General features: G+C 53.2%; 18 protein-coding genes and 1 pseudogene. 16 read left to right on the top strand and 3 right to left on the bottom strand.

The genetic code is table 11. The features are described from left to right. Nucleotides 1-348: 348 nt before the first annotated feature. The 12 genes from Q3F21_RS18850 to Q3F21_RS18795 all read left to right on the top strand — a co-directional run bounded on the left by Q3F21_RS18850 (nucleotide 349) and on the right by Q3F21_RS18795 (nucleotide 12,747). Nucleotides 349-1,359 (top strand): ABC transporter permease, encoded by a 1,011-nt coding sequence (locus Q3F21_RS18850; RefSeq protein WP_340256530.1) that lies wholly within the window; start codon nucleotides 349-351, stop codon nucleotides 1,357-1,359. 24 nt (nucleotides 1,360-1,383) lie between these two features. Then, complete coding sequence (locus Q3F21_RS18845; protein WP_340256527.1) at nucleotides 1,384-2,280, top strand: ABC transporter permease; 897 nt, start codon at nucleotides 1,384-1,386, stop codon at nucleotides 2,278-2,280. Between the two features lie 31 nt (nucleotides 2,281-2,311). Next, entirely contained in the window at nucleotides 2,312-3,904 is a 1,593-nt protein-coding gene (locus Q3F21_RS18840; protein WP_340256524.1) for an ABC transporter substrate-binding protein, read from the top strand. Nucleotides 3,905-4,015: 111 nt separating this feature from the next. After that, on the top strand, nucleotides 4,016-5,287 hold the full coding sequence (locus Q3F21_RS18835; RefSeq protein ID WP_340256521.1) for an ArgE/DapE family deacylase: 1,272 nt from the start codon (nucleotides 4,016-4,018) through the stop codon (nucleotides 5,285-5,287). A 15-nt stretch (nucleotides 5,288-5,302) separates the two neighbouring features. Next, nucleotides 5,303-6,244, top strand: a complete 942-nt coding sequence (locus Q3F21_RS18830; protein ID WP_340256518.1) for a DUF1177 domain-containing protein — start codon at nucleotides 5,303-5,305, stop codon at nucleotides 6,242-6,244. Between the two features lie 19 nt (nucleotides 6,245-6,263). Beyond that, nucleotides 6,264-7,241 carry an oligopeptide/dipeptide ABC transporter ATP-binding protein gene (locus tag Q3F21_RS18825; RefSeq protein ID WP_340256515.1) on the top strand — a complete coding sequence of 326 codons (978 nt, stop codon included), beginning with the start codon at nucleotides 6,264-6,266 and terminating at the stop codon, nucleotides 7,239-7,241. Then, a complete protein-coding gene (locus Q3F21_RS18820; RefSeq protein WP_340256512.1) occupies nucleotides 7,238-8,206 on the top strand; it encodes a dipeptide ABC transporter ATP-binding protein in 969 nt (322 codons plus the stop codon). The genes Q3F21_RS18825 and Q3F21_RS18820 overlap by 4 nt, the downstream gene beginning before the upstream one ends. A gap of 94 nt (nucleotides 8,207-8,300) precedes the next feature. Then, entirely contained in the window at nucleotides 8,301-9,638 is a 1,338-nt protein-coding gene (locus Q3F21_RS18815; RefSeq protein WP_340256509.1) for an amidohydrolase, read from the top strand. Nucleotides 9,639-10,074: 436 nt separating this feature from the next. Next, a complete protein-coding gene (locus tag Q3F21_RS18810; RefSeq protein WP_340256506.1) occupies nucleotides 10,075-10,683 on the top strand; it encodes a TetR/AcrR family transcriptional regulator in 609 nt (202 codons plus the stop codon). 91 nt (nucleotides 10,684-10,774) lie between these two features. Further along, entirely contained in the window at nucleotides 10,775-11,230 is a 456-nt protein-coding gene (locus Q3F21_RS18805) for a hypothetical protein (RefSeq protein ID WP_340256503.1), read from the top strand. Nucleotides 11,231-11,758: 528 nt separating this feature from the next. Beyond that, complete coding sequence (locus Q3F21_RS18800; protein ID WP_340256500.1) at nucleotides 11,759-12,169, top strand: hypothetical protein; 411 nt, start codon at nucleotides 11,759-11,761, stop codon at nucleotides 12,167-12,169. A gap of 26 nt (nucleotides 12,170-12,195) precedes the next feature. Beyond that, nucleotides 12,196-12,747 carry a hypothetical protein gene (locus Q3F21_RS18795; RefSeq protein ID WP_340256497.1) on the top strand — a complete coding sequence of 184 codons (552 nt, stop codon included), beginning with the start codon at nucleotides 12,196-12,198 and terminating at the stop codon, nucleotides 12,745-12,747. Between the two features lie 205 nt (nucleotides 12,748-12,952). Here the strand turns inward: Q3F21_RS18795 and Q3F21_RS18790 are convergent. After that, nucleotides 12,953-13,440, bottom strand: a pseudogene (locus Q3F21_RS18790) (transposase); the annotation flags it as partial. Between Q3F21_RS18790 and Q3F21_RS18785 the strand changes: the two are divergent. After that, entirely contained in the window at nucleotides 13,390-13,725 is a 336-nt protein-coding gene (locus Q3F21_RS18785; RefSeq protein ID WP_425341280.1) for a TetR-like C-terminal domain-containing protein, read from the top strand. The pseudogene Q3F21_RS18790 and the gene Q3F21_RS18785 overlap by 51 nt on opposite strands. Nucleotides 13,726-13,817: 92 nt before the next feature. Beyond that, complete coding sequence (locus Q3F21_RS18780; RefSeq protein ID WP_340256494.1) at nucleotides 13,818-14,273, top strand: hypothetical protein; 456 nt, start codon at nucleotides 13,818-13,820, stop codon at nucleotides 14,271-14,273. 570 nt (nucleotides 14,274-14,843) lie between these two features. Here the strand turns inward: Q3F21_RS18780 and Q3F21_RS18775 are convergent. Beyond that, entirely contained in the window at nucleotides 14,844-15,446 is a 603-nt protein-coding gene (locus tag Q3F21_RS18775) for a hypothetical protein (protein WP_340256491.1), read from the bottom strand. Between the two features lie 481 nt (nucleotides 15,447-15,927). On the opposite strand from Q3F21_RS18775, the gene Q3F21_RS18770 reads away from it, so the two are divergent. After that, on the top strand, nucleotides 15,928-17,292 hold the full coding sequence (locus Q3F21_RS18770; protein ID WP_340256488.1) for an amidase: 1,365 nt from the start codon (nucleotides 15,928-15,930) through the stop codon (nucleotides 17,290-17,292). Nucleotides 17,293-17,474: 182 nt separating this feature from the next. After that, nucleotides 17,475-19,661 (top strand): regulator, encoded by a 2,187-nt coding sequence (locus Q3F21_RS18765; RefSeq protein WP_340256485.1) that lies wholly within the window; start codon nucleotides 17,475-17,477, stop codon nucleotides 19,659-19,661. A 204-nt stretch (nucleotides 19,662-19,865) separates the two neighbouring features. Here the strand turns inward: Q3F21_RS18765 and Q3F21_RS18760 are convergent, their stop codons facing one another. Further along, the gene (locus tag Q3F21_RS18760) at nucleotides 19,866-20,816 is read right to left on the bottom strand and encodes a tyrosine-type recombinase/integrase (RefSeq protein WP_340256482.1); all 951 of its coding nucleotides are present in this window, start codon (nucleotides 20,814-20,816) and stop codon (nucleotides 19,866-19,868) included. Nucleotides 20,817-20,867 lie beyond the last annotated feature (51 nt).

The following is a 20,867-nucleotide window of genomic DNA, read 5'->3' as shown; positions in this document are numbered from 1 at the left end:
ACGCAAGCACACGGGCAAGCCGCTTTTTTCACTGTTTCTCCAATCTTCCAAGACGACCAATTGTCCCCCTTTTCTTCCATGAATATATGGGAATATGCTCCGTTTCTTTGGGGATTCCTGTTTTTTACAAACGATTTTCCGTACAAACTTCGAATTTGTTCGGTATTTTTTTGCAGGGGCTTGCGGCGGTTGAAATCACGGCTCTTTGTTCGCCGGGGACAAATCTTTGCTCCTTTTTTATTGTATGCGGACGTAGTGGACTAGAAGTCGATACAGGTACAATAACCACAAATATATGAAAATTTTCATATTTCAGACCTAGATCAGAAGTATGAGGGGGTTGGGAGATTGCTCGTATACATTTTCCGAAGATTGCTACTAATGATTCCGGGACTCATCGGAATCATCCTGATCACATTCCTCTTGTCGAGGGTGCTGCCGGGCGATCCCGCCCTGATGATAGCGGGAGAGCAAGCGGACGAGGCGCAGCTGGCCAAGATCAGAGAGGATTTGGGGCTAAACGATCCGCTCTACGTACAGTTTTTCGACTATCTGGGCGCTCTCGCTCACGGCGACCTTGGCTTTGCCTGGCATACCGGACACAGCGTGCTTGAAGATTTCGCCACACGCTTTCCGGCAACGGTAGAGCTGACGCTCTTCAGCATTCTGATCGCGATCCTGGTCGCCATTCCTGTCGGGGTCATCGCGGCGACGAAAAAAGAGTCGATCACCGACCATATATCGCGGGTGTTTTCATTGATTGGCGCCTGTGTTCCGATTTTCTGGCTCGGACTGATTCTGATCTACTTCTTTTACTCCAAGCTAGGCTGGTCCCCCGCGCCGATGGGGCGGATCGGCGGCGATATCAATCCGCCTACCCAGGTAACGGGACTGTTCCTCGTGGACAGCTTGCTGTCCGGCGACATGGTCGCCTTCAAACAGGCGCTGTCGCATATTTTGCTCCCGGCGATCTGTCTGAGTACCGGGACGATGGCAATCGTTGCGCGGATGGTCCGTTCCAGCATGCTGGAAGTGATCGGGCAGGACTACATCCGCACGGCGAGAGCAAAGGGTCTGATGGAGCGAATCGTCATTTTCAAGCACGGTCTGGTCAACGCCTTGATCCCGACCTTGACGATATTGGGGCTCCAGTTTGGCCAGCTGCTGGGCGGGGCGGTCATCACCGAGACGATCTTTTCCTGGCCCGGCCTCGGGAGCTATGTGACCGAGTCCATTCTGGCGACGGATTACGCTCCCATCCAGGCGTTTACCCTGGTCAGCGCAATCCTGTACAGCTTGATCAATCTGTCGGTCGATTTGATTTACGGATTTATCGATCCGCGCATCCGCTATGACTAAGCAGCAGAGCAAAGGGGGGATTTCATGAACAGCGCAACACAGAGCGCGCCCACAACCGTTGGGAGTGCAACGACAAACAAACCGAGGTCGACATTTCGGCTGCTGCTGCAAAACAGGCTGGCAGCGCTTGGACTATTTTTTATCGTGATGTGGACAGTGGCGGCACTCGTCGCGCCGCTGGTCGCACCGTACGCACCGAATGCGCCGGATACCTCCGTGAAACTGCAGGCGCCGAGCGCAGAGCATTGGTTCGGTACGGACAACTTTGGCAGGGATATTTTCAGCCGCGTTCTCTACGGCGCGCAAATCTCGATCTGGACAGGCCTTATTGCCGTGGGAATCTCCTTTTGCATCGGGGTTCCGTTGGGCGGGATCGCCGCCTATTACGGCGGGGTGACCGGAAACGTGATTATGAGGGTGATGGACACCCTGCTCGCTTTTCCGTCGCTCGTGCTCGCGATGGCGATTGCCGCTTCCATCGGTCCTGGACTGATCAGCGCAATGATCGCGGTCGGGATCGTCGGGATTCCCGAGTTTGCCCGGCTGATGTTCGGACAGACCGTCTCCCTTCGCGAAAAAGAATTCGTCGAAGCGTGCCGGGCTACCGGTGTAAAGGATTCGATCATTCTATTCCGCCACATTTTCCCCAACGCGCTGGCGCCCTTGCTGGTCCGTGCGACGCTCGGGATGGGCTTTGCGATCCTGACCGCAGCCAGCCTGAGCTTCCTCGGGCTCGGGGTAAAGCCGCCGATTTCCGAATGGGGCGCGATGATTTCAGAGGGACGAGAGTACATCATCTCCGGCGAATGGTGGCTGGTCACCTTCCCGGGACTGGCGATCGCCACATCGATTCTCGGTTTCAATCTGCTGGGCGACGGCTTGCGAGACGTCCTTGATCCGCGCCTTCGCTCCAGCAGGTAACACATATAAACATCAGTAGGGGGAGATTCATGTGAAGAAACGCAAGTGGCTAGCTTTACTAACTCTGTCCGCCATGCTTGTGGCTGCGGGCTGCAGTCCCAATGCCAACCAGAAGCCGGCGGAGGGGCAAAAACAGCCGGAACAGCAACAGGCCAAGCCTCAGGCGGGACAAGGCCTCACCATCGCGTACTCCGAAGGCGGCACGACGATGGACCCGGCGCAGGCCAGCGATCTGACCTCCGACACGCTGATCGTGGCGACCTACGACCAGCTGGTGCAATTCGGAACCAAAGAGGTAGACGGCTCGGTCATCGCCGATACCGAGGTGGTCAAGCCCATGCTGGCGAAAGAATGGAAGGTGTCCGATGACAGGCTGACCTACACCTTTACGCTCCGCGATGACGCGAAGTTCCACAGCGGCAATCCGGTCAACGCGGAAGCTGTCGTCTTCTCGATGGACCACCTGAAAAACGGGGAGTCCAGCATCTTTAAAATGGCCAGCATCGAAAGCTTCACGGCCAAGGACGACAAGACTGTCGAGCTGAAGCTGAGCAAGCAAAATCCATTGATTCTCCAATACCTGGCACAGTACAACTTCTCGATTATCGACCCGTCGGTGGTGAAAGAGAAGGGTGCCGACTACCTGAAGACTAATGCTGCGGGCTCCGGTCCGTTCAAGCTGGAGAAGTGGGACCCTGCTTCCGAAGCGGTTCTGGTCGCCAACCCCGACTACTGGCAAGGCGCACCGAAAGTAGAGAAGGTCACGATGAAATTCACCAAGGAAGCGTCCAGCCGCGTACTGCTACTGGGCAAAGGCGACGTCGATCTCGCTATCGAAATTCCCGTCAAAGACGTGGAAAGCTTGAAGCAAAATGAAAACGTCACGATCCACTCCAACCCGAGCAACCGGATTCTGTATTTTGCCATGAACAACAAAGTAAAGCCGTTTGACGACGTCAAGGTTCGTCAGGCTATCTCCTACGCCATTCCGTACGACAAGCTGATCAACGACGTCATGTACGGCCAGGCCAAACAGCTGAAAAGCGCCGTTCCGAGCAACACGCCTGGCTCTACCGACGCCGGTTTTGTCTACACGCACGATCTGGAAAAAGCAAAGCAGCTGCTGAAGGAAGCCGGGCTTGAGAACGGATTCTCGTTTGACTTCACGCTCGGCTCCGGGTTCCAGGATTGGGAAGATGACGCCGTGCTGATCCAGGCCGAGCTGGAAAAAATCGGCGTGAAAATGAACATCAAGAAAGTGGCTCGCGCGCAGTTCCTGCAAATGCAAAAAGAAAAGAATCTGACGGCGTTCTTGTCCAAATGGACTTCGTTTGTAAACGACCCTGGCTACCATCTGGGCTTCCTGTTGTACGGCAAGGGTTCCTCCAACTACATCAACTATCAAAATCCGAAGGTTGACGAGCTGTGGGAGAAAGCGGATGTCGAGGCCGATCCGGTCAAGCGTTACGAGATGTACAAAGAGGCGCAGCAGCTCATTACGGCCGATGCACCTTGGGCGTACATGTATGAATACAACCGTGTGGTAGGCGTGAACAAAAACCTGAAAGGGTACGCGTTCTTCCCGGATGAAATCATCCGCTTCTACCCGCTCTCCAAAGAATAGAGACAACAGCCCCCGGTTCGCACAACGGGGGCGCTCACTTTCCGAACTTGGCAGTTTCCTGTCGCCGATGAGCCATCACATCTACTTATTGCCGTGAAAAGGGGTGCACCAATGACTGATTGGAATCGATTGGTTATCGAAGAAATTGATAAGCGACAAGACGAATTGATTGAGCTTTGCTCCAGACTGATCCAGTTTCCGAGCGAAAACCCGCCGGGAGATTCCAGGCCGATCAGCAAGTTCATCATCGACTATCTGAAGCAGGAAGGGATCGACACAGCGATTCACGAGTCCGGGGAAACGATGTGGAACCTGATCTCCACCATCGGCAGCCCGTCGACCGACCGCCATCTTTTGTATTGCGGCCACACGGATGTAGTGCCTGCCGGCGATCTCTCTCGCTGGGACGTGCCGCCGTACAGCGGCGAGGTGAAGGACGGCTTCATTCACGGACGCGGCGCGACTGACATGAAGGGCGGTCTTGCCGGATTGATCTTCGTCACGGGACTGTTTGCCCGGCTGGGCGTTCCGCTGGCAGGGAATCTGTCTCTTTTCATCGTCCCCGACGAGGAGACAGGCGGCGACCTCGGAGTTCCCTGGGTGCTGGAACGCGGCCTGATCACGGGGACGGCAGCGGTGATCGCGGAGCCTTCCCATCCGCAAAACCCGACCATCGGGCAAAAGGGAAGCTGCTGGTTTGAATTTACGATCGAAGGCATCCCTGGTCACGGCAGTCTGGCCCCGCTCAACGGCGAGAGCGCCATCCTGAAGGCGGCACGGGCGATTCAGGCCCTGCAGAAGCTGTGGGAGCTGAAGCCGGACATTCCGGCCGAGGTGCAGGACATCATCAACATTTCCAAAGAGTTTGCGCTCGTTCGCAATCCCGGCAAGGACGTCAGCGCCGTGCACGACCACGTAACGATCAACATCGGCACGATCAGCGGCGGGACCAAGGTAAATGTAGTGGCCGACCGCTGCACCGTTCAGGTGGATACGCGGGTGCCTTTCGGCCTCGACTATCGGGACGTGCTCGCCGAAGCAAAGCGGCTGCTGCTGGAAGAGGGCATCGATGTGGAGCTGAAGCCGTTCGGGTTCCAGGGCAACGCCAACTGGACATCGGATTCTGAAGACATCGTTCGCCTGCTGGTGGAAAGCATTACCGACGTGAGCCAAAAGGAAGCGTACGGCGTGCTGCAATGGGCGTCGAGCGACGCGCGCCACTTCAGAAAGCACGGAATTCCGGTGCTGCAATACGGTCCTTCCGAGCTGGCTGGCATCCACTCGTTCAACGAACGCGTGCCGGTCGATCAAGTGATCCAGGCGGCAAAGGTATACGCGCTGACCGCCTTGAAATATCTCGGCACTACGGATGCAAACAAGTAAAAGGAGGGTACTGCCTTGTTAAAACAAGTATTGGAAGTGCTGGATTTGCTCGATGACGCGACAGTGAACGGAAAAAAGGTGGAAGCGTACTTGCAAGGCAAGGGAGCTGCGGCGATTCACGTCGAAACGGTTTCTTCCCCGAAAGGTTCCACCGACTTTATTCAGATCAAAATCCCGGGGAAGACCGGCCGGACCAATGGCGGACAAAGCCCTACGCTAGGAATCATCGGCCGTCTCGGCGGCATCGGTGCCCGTCCCGAACAAATCGGTTTTGTATCCGATGGCGACGGTGCGGCTGCCGCCATCGCGGCTGCCGCCAAACTGATCGAAATGCAGGCAAAGGGCGACACCTTGGACGGGGATGTCATCATCGCCACGCACATTTGCCCCGATGCGCCGACAAGACCGCATGATCCCGTTCCGTTTATGGATTCGCCGACAGACATTTTGACGATGAACAAGTACGAGGTATCGCCGGAGATGGAGGCGATTCTCTCCATTGATACGACGAAAGGAAACCGCGTCATCAATCACAAAGGCATCGCCATTTCCCCGACCGTGCGGGAGGGGTACGTGCTGCGGATCAGCGAAGATCTGGTGGAAATTCTTCAGACCGTAACCGGCCAGCCAGCCGTCACCTTTGCCGTCACGACGCAGGATATTACGCCGTACGGCAACGGCCTGTATCACATTAACAGCATTTTGCAGCCAGCCGTCGCCACCTCGGCTCCCGTGGTCGGCGTAGCCGTTACGGCAGCTTCGACGGTTCCCGGCTGCGCGACAGGGGCTTCGCATGAGGTAGACATCTCGCTCGCGGCCCGCTTTGCCGTCGAGACAGCCAAGCAGTACGGCAGAGGCAAATGCTCGTTCCACTCCGAGGAAGAGTTTGCCCGCATCCAGGAATTGTACGGCTCGATGAAACACCTGCAAACACTGGGCGGCGTTTCACAGAAATAGGAAAGAGAGGCGACTCGTTATGCAACCACTGCTTTCGATCACCGGCTTACAAACGGAATTTGTGACCCATGCGGGCGTGGTTCGGGCGGTGGACGGGGTCGATCTGGTTTTGCACAAGGGCGAAACGCTGGGCGTCGTGGGCGAATCCGGCTGCGGAAAAAGCGTGACGTCGCTGTCGATCATCGGGCTTCTGCCCAAGGGACAAAGCCGCATCGCCTCGGGGGACATCCGGTTTGAGGGGAAGAGTCTGCCGTCCCTGTCGGACGCGGAAATGCGAAAGATTCGGGGCAACCGGCTGGCGATGATTTTTCAGGAGCCGATGACTTCGCTCAATCCCGTGTTCAAGATCGGGCACCAAATCTCGGAGGCGGTCCGCTTCCACCTGAAGCTGGGAAAAAAGGCGGCATGGGCGCATTCGATCGAGATGCTGAGAAAAGTGGGGATTCCCCGTCCGGAGCAGATCGCGGACGAATACCCGCACCAGCTTTCCGGCGGGATGCGGCAGCGCGTCATGATCGCGATGGCGATGGCCTGCAATCCGCAGCTGCTGATCGCCGACGAACCGACGACGGCTCTCGACGTGACGATCCAGGCGCAAATTCTCGACCTGATGCGGGATTTGCAAAAGACGGAAGGAACAGCGATCCTGATGATCACGCATGACCTGGGCGTCGTGGCCGAAATGTGCGACCGGGTCGTCGTCATGTACGCCGGACAGGTGGTCGAGGAGACGGATGTGAAGACGCTGTTCCGCGATCCCAAGCATCCGTACACCAAAGGGCTGATGGCGTCCTTGCCGCAGCTTGCGGGCGATCAGACGCGCCTGCAGTCAATCCCGGGGAACGTCCCTAATCCGCTGGAGATGCCTCCGGGCTGCCGCTTTGCCCCGCGTTGTGCGTTCCGGACCGACGCTTGCGACCGCATCAAACCGGAGCTGCTGGAAGTAGAGGCCGGGCACAAATGCCGTTGTCTCTTGTATCAGGAGGTGGAAGCGTGAACCCGCTATTGGAAGTAAAGGATTTAAAAAAGCACTATCCGATCAAAAAAGGTCTGTTTGGCAAACAGGTAGGCGCAGTCAAGGCGGTGGACGGCGTTTCCTTCTCCATCCAGCCGGGAGAGACGCTGGGGATCGTGGGCGAATCGGGCTGCGGAAAATCGACGACAGGGCGGGCGATTTTGCGCCTGATCGAGCCGACTGCGGGCGAAGTGCTGTTTGACGGCCAGGACATCCGCAAGCTGCCGCCGGACGAGATGCGGAAATTCCGGACCAACATGCAGATCGTGTTTCAAGACCCGTACGCCTCGCTGGACCCTCGCTGGACGGTTCAGCGGACGCTGGAAGAGCCGCTCCGCACCCACCTGCAGCTGTCCGAGGCGGAGATCAAGGACCGGATCGCCGAGCTGATGAGCGTCGTGGGCCTGGCCCCGTACCACGCGAGCCGGTTTCCGCATGAGTTCTCGGGTGGACAGCGGCAGCGGATCGGGATCGCCCGGGCACTCGCGCTCCGGCCCAAATTCGTCGTCTGCGACGAGCCGGTCTCGGCGCTCGATGTCTCCATCCAGGCGCAGGTGCTTAACCTGATGCAGGACTTGCAAAGCCAGTTCTCGCTGACGTACATGTTTATTTCGCATGACCTGTCCGTAGTCAAGTTCATCTGCGACCGGGTAGGCGTCATGTACCTGGGCAGAATGGTGGAAATGGCTCCTACGGCCGAGATGTTCGCCGAGCCGCTGCACCCTTATACGAAAGCGCTGATGTCAGCTGTTCCGGTCCCGGATCCAGAGGCGGCACGGGAGCGAATCGTGCTGACAGGCGACGTGCCCAATCCGCAATCGCCGCCGAGCGGCTGCACCTTCCATACGCGCTGTCCGTACGTCATGGACAGCTGCCGCCAGATTGTGCCGGAATGGCGCGAGGTTTCGCCTGGCCGTCATGTCGCCTGCCATCTGTTCGAGCAGTAAGAACATTTTCATCTCAAAAGGCAGCCGTCATCTCGCTGGAGAGGCCGCTGCCTTTTTCGCAGGCAAGCATCAAATCAGAAAAGAGGAGACGCACATGAATCAGCAGCTAAAACAGTTGGTGGAGAGCCTGAGCCCGGAGTGGACGGCGTGGCGGCGGGATTTTCACAAGTACGCCGAATCCGGCTGGGTGGAATTCCGTACAGCCTCCAGGGTGGCCGCCAAGCTGAAGGAATGGGGCTATGAGGTCCGGGCGGGAAAGGAAGTCGTCCGGGACGAATCGCGGATGGGCGTCCCGTCACCGGCGTTTTTGGCACAGCAGGAAAAGCGCGCGCTGGAGCAAGGAGCGGTCAAAGAGTGGCTCCCCTATTTTTCCGGCGGCTTTACAGGTGTCGTCGGCATACTCGACACAGGACGGCCCGGTCCGACGGTCGGCTTTCGCGTTGACATGGACGCGCTCGACATCCAGGAGTCGGAGGAGCCGGATCATCTCCCGACGGCAAATGGCTACGTCTCGGTCAATCCCGGCATGATGCACGCCTGCGGCCACGATGCCCATACCACTATCGGTCTTGGCCTCGCTCAAGTACTGATGGCGATGAAGGACGAGCTGAACGGCCGGATCAAAATCGTCTTCCAGCCAGCCGAGGAAGGGGTGCGCGGAGCCAAGGCGATGGTCGAGGCGGGTGTGCTGGACGATGTCGACTTTTTCTTTTCCGGCCATATCGGCAGCGGCGTGCCGCTGGGCGAGATCGTTTGCGGTGCGCGGGGGTATTTGGCGACGACCAAGCTGGATGTCACCTACAAAGGGTACTCCTCCCATGCCGGCGGCCATCCCGAGGACGGAAAAAACGCGCTGCTGGCCGCAGCTTCAGCAGCCCTTAATTTACACAGCATTTCCAGGCATTCGCAGGGCTCGTCCCGGATCAATGTCGGAGTCCTGCAGGCGGGAAGCGGGAGAAACGTCGTGCCTGGCTCGGCTTTCCTCAAGGTAGAGACGCGCGGGGCCACCTCGGAGATCAATGAATACATGCTGGAAAGAGCTGTACAAATTATCAAAGGAGCCGCTGCGATGCACGACGTCCAGGAAAGCATCGAGGTCGTCGGGATGGCCAACAGCTGCGACTCCAGCAGCGAGCTGATCCCGTTTATCCGAGCGCAGGCGGAAAAGCTGGCGGAGGTGCACACCGTACACGATTTTGTCGTAGCGGGCGGCTCCGAGGACGCCACTTACATGCTCCAGCGAGTGCAGGACAACGGCGGCCTCGCTTCCTATCTGGTGATCGGGACGACGCTGGCGGCGGGGCATCACAACGAGAAATTCGACATCGACGAGCGCGTGATGGCGATCGCGATTCAGACGTATGCCCTGTGCGCCTTGCATGCGGGAGAGCTGGAGGAGTTGGCGAGGGAACAGGCCGGGAATCAAGGGTAGATGGAAAGACACGGAGAGATAGAGAAAGCAAAAGAGAAAAAGAGCGAAGAGCGGAGAAACAAATCAGGAGAGGAACCAATGAAAGGACGGCCGGATTGAGGAAGATGCGAATCGATATTCTGGAGAGAATTATTCGCAACCCAGTTGTTGGAACGATTCAATAGCACGGAAGAATCAGTATAACGAAGAATCAGTAGAACGGAAGAATCAGTAGAACCGAACAAACAATAGAACATCAAGCAAAGCCACAGGAACAGTCTCTGTATTGCAGGGGCTGTTTTTTCATGGAGAGCGAACAAGATTGGTTCATTACACAGAGAGTCCTGTTACTCAGTGAAAGCAAGTCATAAGTGAATCCTGATTCTTAACTATTGACAAAAAATCTAACTAAGTTAGAATTATCGCTAAGAACAACAAAAAGGGAGCGAAGTGAGCTGTGGGCAGCAAGGAACGAAAAGAACGGGACAAAGCGAAGCGAAAGCAGGACATTTTGCAGGCGGCCCGCGCGATCGCCAAAGAAGAAGGGTGGCAAGCAGTCACCATCCGAAAGATCGCGAGCTCCATCGAGTACAGTCCCCCGACTGTCTATGAACATTTCGAGAGCAAGGACGCGATACTGCTGGAGCTGATGCTGGAAGGCTACAGGCATTTGCTGGAGCAGTTGGAAGGAGCCTCTACCGGGAAGGGGCAGCCGGAACAGCGGCTATTTGCCATTCTGGACCGCTATTGGGAGTTTGCCTGGGATCATTCCGACCTGTATCAGGTGATGCATGGCTTGGGCGGGGTACCCTTTGGGACGTCCGAGACTCCTGCCGAAGCAAAGGAAGTGTTTCAGGCGATTCGCGCAGCGGTAGGGGAGGCGCTTGGCGATTCGGCTGGGAAAAGCCCTGCGCTGAGGGACCGGACGGATATGGTTTGGGCGACTGTTCACGGGTTTATCGTCTTGTCCCAAAGCGGAAGAATCGCGGAAGGAAAAGAACGTGCCGCCGGGCTCGTGCATGCGGCTGTTGCCGACTTGCTTCGGGCATGGCGAAGACAAGACTAGGGAAGGAAGCAAAAACACTGGACGAACGGGAATCCATTCGCACAGCAGCGCATGAAAAAGGAATAAATCGCGAGAAAGAGGTAGAAGCGAAATGATCATCGACGTCGCTATCGTATCATTGGAGAGGATCGGGCTGGCATTGGTCGCGGGGGGCGGCATTGTGCTTGCGGCATGCGTCCGCCCGTTTTTTGCCGGGGGGATGAAAAACAGCACGGAGGAGGGAAAAATCATGCTGGAAAAGCTTTCAATCGCGTACTGGAATCGCTACAACCGACTGGCTCTCCTCGGTGTCTGCATCGTCTTTGTTTTGGAGGCGATCCGCTTTTTCGCGGGAACCGCTTTTTCTGCGGCCATGCTTGCGGGGCTCCCGGTGATGGCCTTGCTGTTTGGCAGGAAACTCGTCATCGACAAGCAGCTGCGGAGGCGAACAGAGGGAGGAGCTGCTGTCATCGAAAGCGAGGAGCAAAGGAGAGGGCATCGGGAGGCGGAGGTTATTTCCAAGCTGGTGATTCCGCTGGCGGCAGTGCTTTTGGCGATAGGGGTATAGAGAGAGTTCCAAGGACAAAACTGGACAAGAATTTTATATTAATGATATGTTCACCTGTGCGAGCTACCCATCACCTTTCCGATAGCCTGCAATATGATTGCCTGAAAAAGGCTATATCAATCTATTCAATAGTCAATAAACTGACCACAGTTAAAATGGTAATTATTTTGTAATACTCATAATGTTGTAGTAACCCAATCATTAAATCTTCTGTGTGTTAACCCTTAATACTTTCTAGACTTCTTCGATTACACTGAGTCCACCTGTACTTCTTTTAAACCACTTTTACCGTTACCCTATAATCAATTACTTCGAAGTAATAATGCGAAATCCACGCTTCGTCAAAGTCCCTTGTCTTTGTCCAGACGCTGGTATAACCCTCCTTCCATGTTCATCCATTGAATTATGCTTTATAGTATTGATAAAAATGAAAAAAAGACGAAATGAGTAGAATTGGTTGACGTGTAAAAAAATGTGTAATATTGTAAAAGAGAGGTAATAAAATGTAAAATATGGGAGGTAAGTCTTGTGAAGGAAAGGTTGATAAAAAAATTTGGTTTACCTGTTCTGGTAGTATCCTCATTAATAGTTTATGCTACTCCTGCATATGCTTGGTCAAGTGTTAGTGCTTATGCATCAATTACATTTTCGAATAAAATTTCATACTATTATGCAAAAGGTACAGGAAAGGTATATGCATCGGGCTCAAATTCTGGATACCAAGCCCTTGAAAATTTCTCTTTTTTTACCAGAGAGGGAGAGGTAATTGATGATGACACACTTCGTGAAGGCAAAAGTCCAGTAATTATTAACTTTCAAAGTGATAAAGAAGGGGATAAGATTCAATGGGGGCTATCTACCTATGGTTACCTTTATGACGAAGGTGTAGAGATCGATTCTGCACAGGACCATGATTCAGTCGAGCATCCTGGTATTTAATGCTATGTTTAGGGAGGGGATCAATAATGAAGGGCAAAGGAATTTTGGCAACTGGTGTACTGGCATTGCTAGTAGCCATTAACGGTCAAGCTTATACAGATGCTAGCAGTAATAAATTTGTTGCAGAAACAAAAGAAGAAAAAGAGTGGCAAAATTATGTGAGAAAATCAATTGATGACAAAATATTTGAGACATACAAGGATTCTTTAGAAAGCTTTGATATTAATCAAGATGACTATACGTACCATAGTATGCATGCTATTCCGAGTGAACAGGAGGGAATTGATCAGAAAACGGTTCGTTCCCTAAAAAAGGTTATATTTGAAACAGCAATGAAAGATGTCAAAACAGGAGATTTTCAACCAGGTATTTTCATCAAAAATGATGGATCAGAAGCCTTATTCACTTTCAAATCTGGAGACTCAGGTGAAAATCATATTTACTGGTTTAAGCCTGATGCAAATGGAAAATGGAAATTAGTAAATAGTGCAGAAAAAAAGGGGAAAAAAGTAGAAAAACTAAAGTTGAAGAAGTTAAATGAATTTGTTGAGGAGTATAGGGCGAAAAATAACGATTAAATATATTTTTAAAATAATTTTGGTAATTCAGGTGTCTTGCAGGATTTTTGTGTAAACTTAATCACCCCGTATTATGAAAAGGTTTCATCCCCCTAATTAGGACTTCTTTTTCGGAGCCAACAGAGTCGAGAGCGTAAGGCGAAGCGAACCCTTGACATGTTGGCAGAGAAAAAGATAATCCCTCGGGGATGAAGCCTTTCATTTGTTAACGGATGTACGACTTTACTCGATCCTCAAAGAAAACAGATAGCTGCAAGAGGATCTGGCCCCAGTTGCGGACTCACCCCGTCCACTTTGGTAGAACATCCATGGTTGATATAACATCTTTAGAAGAGCATCGTTTATGGGAAACATGGATTTTCCCTTTGTAACTTTTCGAAGCTGTCGATGATAACTCTCGATAACGTTGGTTGTATAGATCAGCTTTCGACTCTGGCCGGTATTTAAAGAAAGTGGCAATCTCGTCCCAGTTATTCCGTCAGGACGAACCATCAAGCGTTATTTACTGCCCCAGGTTTGTTCAAACTGCTCAAGTTCTTCCAATGCAGCTTGCTCCGTTGGAGCCTTATAGATGGGTTTAAGTTCGGACGTAATCTTTCTTAGATCCTTATAGGAAACATACTTAATGGAGTTTCGGATTTGATGGATGATACATTTCTGAATCTCTGTCTTAGGATAACATACCGAAATAGCCTATGTAAAGCCGCGTTGGGCGGGGTACCCTTTGGGACGTCCGAGACTCCTGCCGAAGCAAAGGAAGTGTTTCAGGCGATTCGCGCAGCGGTAGGGGAGGCGCTTGGCGACTCGGCCGGGAATAACCCCGAGCTGAGGGACCGGGCGGATATGGTCTGGGCGACCGTCCACGGGTTTATTGTCTTGTCCCAAAGCGGAAGAATCGCGGAAGGAAAAGAACGTGCCGCCGGGCTCGTGCATGCGGTGGTTGCCGACTTGCTTCGCGCATGGCGAAAGAAAGACTAGAGAGTGGCAGCAAAAACACTGAACGAACGGGAATCAATTCGCACAGCAGTGCGTGACGATGGGACAAACCACGAGAAAGAGGTAGAAGCGAAATGATCATCGACGTCGCTATCGTATCATTGGAGAGGATCGGGCTGGCATTGGTCGCGGGGGGCGGCATTGTGCTTGCGGCATGCGTCCGCCCGTTTTTTGCCGGGGGGATGAAAAACAGCACGGAGGAGGGAAAAATCATGCTGGAAAAGCTTTCAATCGCGTACTGGAATCGCTACAACCGACTGGCTCTCCTCGGTGTCTGCATCGTCTTTGTTTTGGAGGCGATCCGCTTTTTCGCGGGAACCGCTTTTTCTGCGGCCATGCTTGCGGGGCTCCCGGTGATGGCCTTGCTGTTTGGCAGGAAACTCGTCATCGACAAGCAGCTGCGGAGGCGAACAGAGGGAGGAGCTGCTGTCATCGAAAGCGAAGAGCAAAAGAGAGGGCATCGGGAGGCTGAGTTAATCTCCAAGCTGGTGATTCCGCTGGCGGCAGTGCTTTTGGCGATAGGGGTATAGAGAGAGAATGTACTAGGGTTCATTTTTCAAAAGGGTGGTCAAGCTTTAATTGTCAGGCGCAGGACTATAAGTAAAATCATTGCCACGGCCTTGGTTCCGTTTTTAGGAAGAATGTGTTGTCAGATACCGACGCAACTTCTCCAATCCTCTCTTTTTGCATTTTAGCACCCCACTTTCCCCCATGTTAAGTTCTATACCCACTTGTTTAAAGGTTACTACATATTTCATCTGAATATCTAAAATAGGCACTGGAATTTGTAAATAATTGGGGATTTCTTTCGTTGGCGTTTTCTTTCACGGTAATTTATGTTCCATGCTATACGTTGCAAGACCATGATACATTCATCTTTCGTCATAACGCCACATCCTTAGGGGGGAAATTGTATAATCCAAACGCGACGATTAAGGGAGGTAGAATTACGGGAAGCTCCGTACAAGTCCCAACACTTTTTGAATACCTTTTCCCATTTGCCTTTTCTCCTTTTATCAAGAGGATAAACGACGTTTGACCGGTCATTAGTCGCTTTCACCTATCTAGGAAAAATAAAAGGAGAAAACTGGACAAGAAATTCAATTTTTTAGAGGTTGCAAGGAAGCGGCAATCTCTTCGTAATACTTATCGAAAATTCCTTCGTTACTTCCACCACTGATAAATATAAAGGTCTTATCCATTTGAAAATACAGTCCAGCTGATGCACCTTTTATGTTATCTCTAGAATTTGAATAAGAAATCCATTTCGCCTGTATGCCGTTTTGTAATTTCGTTTCTTTCTCCTGTATGACAACTCCACCTGCGAGTATTAATTCAGGCGATTCTGTGATATCAATGAAATGATCTCCTTTTTCATCCTGAAATTTCAACCATAGGGATTGAATATGGTTTACATCGAATGTGTCATCTACTCCCGATTCTATTGCTACAAGAGACGATCCCTTTTTTACATATAAGGGGACAAAAACTTGATCAACACCATTTTTCTTAGCATCTGTAAGGATTTTTTCCTTTTGTTCGTCAGTAAGTGTTAGCTTTTCGAAGCCCTCTGGAATGGTCGCTTCCACTTGATTACTAGTTGATATTCCTTGACTACTTGTTGAACCTTCTTGACTATTTGGCGTACACCCAGCAAGTAAAGTTGCCATGCAAAAAACAATCGTTAATACCCCTTTTTTCATGTGCGGACCCCTCCAATAATTTCCTTTATTACTAAGACGTTTCCAAAGTCAAAACGCTACAGCAGAACGCTCCTTTTCAAAAAACGTCGTGGTGGGGCCAAGGAGAGCAGATCACTGAAAAGATGTTTTTTAGTTCTCGTCCATGAAACCAGCAACCATATATGAAATGAATCGAAAACAACGAGTAAATAGAATCACAAATTAAAAAATGTTTGGTATTCTTAAGGGTGTGATTGGACGAAGCTGCACCCGAAAGATACAAAACGTTTGCGAAACCAAAAACGTACTTGTTGTACTCAGCATCATTTTTTCGAAGCCTTCGATGACACCCGTAGCCATGCCAAAGAGCTGAACAGATGTTTGAACCCCCGGTTCACCGTCCCTAAATCCCAAGCGATCCCGGCAAATACTTCCGGGTTTCATCGGGATTCATAACGAAACTCGCAAGGAAACCAAGTCTTTTGAGGAAGTGATACTGGGCATGGATGTTTTCGCACTATCAGAAGCCTTTCGCGAGAGAAAGATTTCGCCAGTCGAGCTGGTCGAGCAAACGCTGTCGGCAATAGAATCGAAAAACGATCAATTGAACGCGTATATCACGCTCTGCGCCGAGACAGCCCGGAAGGAAGCGGCTCAGGCCGAAGCCGATATCATGCGTGGCGAGTGGCGGGGCATGTGGCACGGGATTCCGGTCGCTGTCAAAGACATGATCTTCACCGGCGGCGTGCGGACGACGATGGGCTCCAAAGTGTTCGAGCACCACGTCCCGGAGCAGGACGCAACGGTCGTGAAAAAATGGAAGGAAGCGGGGGCCATCGTGATCGGAAAGACGAACACCCATGAATTTGCCTACGGCCCGACCGGCGACAAATCGCATTTTGGCCCGTCCCGCAATCCCTACCATCCAGGGAAAATTACCGGCGGGTCCAGCGGAGGGTCCGGGGCGGCTGTGGCTGCCGATCTGGCTTATGCCGCACTCGGAACGGATACGGGCGGCTCGGTACGGATTCCGGCCGCCGCGTGCGGCATCGTGGGGATGAAACCGACATTTGGCCTGATCAGCAAATACGGCGTATTCGATCTGGGCTACACGCTCGATCACGTAGGGCCGATGACGCAAAGCGTCAGAGACAACGCCTGCCTGTTGAACCTTTTGGCGGGCTGCGATCACAACGACCCGTATTCGCTCTCCCGGCCCGAGGAGGACTACGCCCGTTTGCTTGGAGAGGCGATCCGGGGAAAGGTAATCGGCATTCCCCATTGGTACTATCAGCATGTGGAAGAGGAAATCGTCCAGGCGCTCCAGCAGGTCATCGGAGTGTACCGGGCGCTCGGAGCAGAGGTCCAGGAAGTGGAGCTGTCGATGATGGACGAGCTTGTCGAAGCACAGCGCATTACGGTTCAGGCCGAAGCCTCGGCCGTTCACGAGAAAACGTTGCGGGATCACGCATCCGATCTGGATCGGGAGGTGTGCGAGCGCCTGCTGGACAGCAAGGAAGTGCGCGGCTATCAGTACGTGCAGGTGCAGCAGCGGCGAGGGATGCTCACGGCGGGCTACAACGGGGTGTTCGCGGACGTAGACGTCCTGCTGACGCCGACACTGCCGATCCTGCCGACAGACATCGGTCAGCGCACAGTGATGATCGGCGATCACCCGGATGGTGTCCGGCCGGCATTGCTGCGGCTTACTGCGCCGACCAACTTTACAGGCAATCCGAGCTTGTCTGTGCCGTGCGGATTTTCAAAGGAAGGCCTGCCCATCGGGTTTCAGCTGATCGGCAAACACGGACAGGAAGCAAAGCTTTACCAGTTTGGATACGCGTACGAGCAGGAGACGCGTTTGTGAAAAAACGTTTCCCGTATCCGGGGAGCGGCTGACATTTAGACGAAAGATAGCGGCGATAAGAGAGACGGCTGCAGGCACAGCAATGCCTTGGCCGTCTTTTTTTAAGTGGAAAATATTTGAAACGAACTTGGGGGTGATCACGTCTTACAACTAGCAAATAGTCAGATGAGGGAGTAGTGAAAATGAGAAGGATGAAGTGGTTGTCTGTCATGCTCTGTTCGCTGATACTCTACGGGGGCGTGTACGGTTATGATCGTTCGGCGGGGCCGGTGGTCTCTGCGGCAGAGACTCTCGTTGCAGAAAATAAGCCTCTGGCGCAGTCGCCGGGGAAGCAGGCGGATATTCAGGTACAGATGTCTTCGTGCTCGCCGGAGAATCCGGTCCATTCCGGGAAATCGGCAAATCCCGCCAGCGTGGCAACGCCTGCGAACCCGGGAAATTCCAAGCATGACAGCAAACCGCAGGCCAATTGGCGCAACCTGAAACCATACCGGGAACTAGACGGTATCGCAGCGATCTCGACTGGTAAAATTTTCGACGAAGCCGGTTACGGCTGGAAGCCGGGAATCTCCTATGCCATCGCCAAAGACGGGACAGTCTGGTCTTGGGGATACGCGGAAGAGGCCGTCTCCTTTCCGAAGCGTCTGGAAGGCTTAAAGCGCGTCCGGCAAATCTCCGGCTCTTTCGCCCTGACCACTGACGGGGATGTGTGGCAGTTGGCTGAGGGAAAGAGTCCCAAACAGGTGGACGGCCTTCGTGACATCCTCTCCATAGGAGAGATGGAGATGCACGGCGCCTTGTACCTGCTCAAGCGGGATGGAACAGTCTGGCGGCTGGACCAAGAAACGAAGAAGCTGGCCCGCTTGCCGGAGCTGGCGAACATCCGTGAAATAGACGCGTCCTTCTTTTCCCTGTTTATCCTGGAGCAAAACGGCAAGCTCCTGTACCTGAACGGACGATCAGGCGGGCTTGCGGATGAGAACGCGCAACCCGTCGAAGTGCCTGGCAGGGTTGCTCGGGTGAGTACCGGCTATGACGGTCATGCGTTGATCCAAACGGACAAAGGGGAAGTGTACGTCTTTGCCCCCAAAGAAAAAGCGCTGCAGCGGATGCCGCAGGCGGATGGAGCAAAGGCGTTGGCAGTCGCGGGGAACGGAACGTACTTTTTCGTGAAAGCCGATGGCTCCGTCTGGGGATGGGGCGAAAACATCAGCGGCTTGCTCGGAGAAAACCGCCCCGACATGGTAGAAGCCCCGGTGCCCATCGACGGTCTGTCGGGCATCGCCGACGTAAAGGCGGGGACGGATCACGCACTCGCCCTGGACAATAACGGTCACGTCTATTCATGGGGGAGCAACATGACGGGACAGCTGGGAAGAATCCCGGTGATCTTCGACCGTTGGACGGAAATCGGTGAATTGGCGAACATCCGGCAGGCAGTGACGCAGTTGGAGAGGCCCTATTTTGTCCTGCGTGACGGTTCGATCTGGAGCCTTGCCGACGACCGATCCGCCTACCAGGTACAGGGTCCGGCGAATATTGAAAAGCTGGCGAGTATCTACAAACTCCCCGTGACATTGGATAAAGACGGGCAAGTACGCATCTGGAGCGACCGGTTCACAGCATGCCAAACGCTGTCGTTGCCCGCTCCGGTCAAAAATGTTGTCGGCGGAGAAGAGCATTTGCTGCTTCAGACCAAAGACGACCGCTTCCTGACAGTCGAATTCAAGCCCGAATACGAGGAGAGGGCCGGACATTCTGTTGTATCGAAGATCATCCCCGGAAAAGCGGAGTTTGCCGTGGCGGACCCGGCATGGACATCGCGCGTCACCGCTTTGTACGCAAACAACCACACCTTCTTCGCCTTGACAGACGACGGCCGGGCATACTATGCGGATAAATCGGCGGATACGCCCTTTTCTTTTGCGCCTATGAAAGGCCTGCCAAAGCTGAAGGCATTGGCCCCGGAATATTTCATCCGGTATACGGTGGAGCCGGAATCTGTCTGGGCTCTCGATGAAAATGGACGGGTGCATGAAATCATCGTACACAAGGTACCGCCCTATGTGGCTAAGCTGGAAGCGATCAAAGCAAAGACGGGTGACGCCAAGGAGAACGGTGTGCTGGCCATCAGCGGCAGGCTGCGGATTACCAAAGATGGACACATCTTCGAGCATGAGTGGGAGCCGTTTAAGCGTCAGGCCATCCCCGATCAGGTTCGGCTCATATCCTCCGTCTATGATTATGCGATTGAAGGCCCAGGGTCTCACTATCACCTGCTGGTGACGGCCAAAGACAAGCTGGTCGTGATCGGCTACAATCCGTTCGGCCACCTTTCCTCGAAGCTGGACAAAGTGGTTGTGCAGTGAAGGAGATAGTGGCGGACGTATGGGTATAGGTTCATAGAAAAAAGACAAAAACTCCTCTTGAGGGAGTTTTTGTCTTTCCGGAAGGAAATCGTTTCTGATTTTGTCAGAATGTCGTACAATGTTTGTTGTGCGACAAAATTCTACAAATTTGATTACAATTATAGATAATTGTCCCAGTCAAAGCAACTTCTTGCCAGGCATCCATTAGAGGCGCAGCGCTTCCTGAAGGCAGTTCTCGACAAAGTCGGGAGCTGCTTTTTGCATTTGTTCAACAGTGTGGAGATAGCGCTGTGTAGTCGTGATGTGCGAGTGCCCCAAATGCTCCTGCACCTGCTGCAAAGAAGCGCCGTTGAGGAGAGCAAGCGTGGCGTTGGTATGGCGAAGCCAGTGAGGAGTGATCTTTTTTCCGATGCGGCTGGTCTCCCTGGCTGTTCGGATAATTCGTTCCACCTGTCTGACCGACAAAGGGAAGATGCGTTCGGAAGAAGCTTGAGGCTTTAGCTGAGCGGAGTATTGCTTGTACAAGCTCCACAATTTTGGGGGCACCTTCACATCCCGCTGTTTTCCTCCTTTTCCCCGCACTACGGTTAGCCAAATCGAGGTTTCTGAAGGGTCGGTGTGAAAGTGACCCCATGTCATTTGCGTTAATTCAGATACGCGCAGCCCCAGCATGACCAGGGTCAAACCAATCAGGTAATCCCGGTCTCCCTGTCTCTTTAGCTCGTTTAAGAAAAGCACTGTCTCGCGCCGGGTCAAATAGTGCTGCTTGCTCGTCACGGTCACCTTCGGGGAACGGATGGATGTCGTAGGGTCGTGAGGAAACATGTTCACGTTCGGGTCGCTACCCCATTTGTACAGCGAGCGCAAGGGGGCAAGCAGACTGGCTACTGTGGCCGGAGCCAACGGTTTTTGCCGTTTGCTGCAATGGCCTTTTGACAAGCTGTATAAATACGCTTCGATTTCCTTCCAGGTTACGTTCCGCAATGGTTTACAGGAGACAAACTCGCGAAACTGAGAAATCGCCCGCTGATAATTTCGGAGTGTGTAAGTGGAATGGGTTCGCAAATGCAAAAACATCGCGATGATGTGGTCGTCCGTCAAGCTTCCGGGTTGTACGTGGACCCACTCGTCCGCTGGCAAAATGTCTTTTGTCACTAGTGCAAAATCCCCTTTCTTGTGTCGCACAACAAACATTGTACGACAGCG

It is taken from the genome of Brevibacillus borstelensis (assembly GCF_037834415.1).
Classification (GTDB): Bacteria; Bacillota; Bacilli; order Brevibacillales; family Brevibacillaceae; genus Brevibacillus; species Brevibacillus borstelensis_A.
This window is presented reverse-complemented; position numbering and strand designations above follow the sequence as displayed.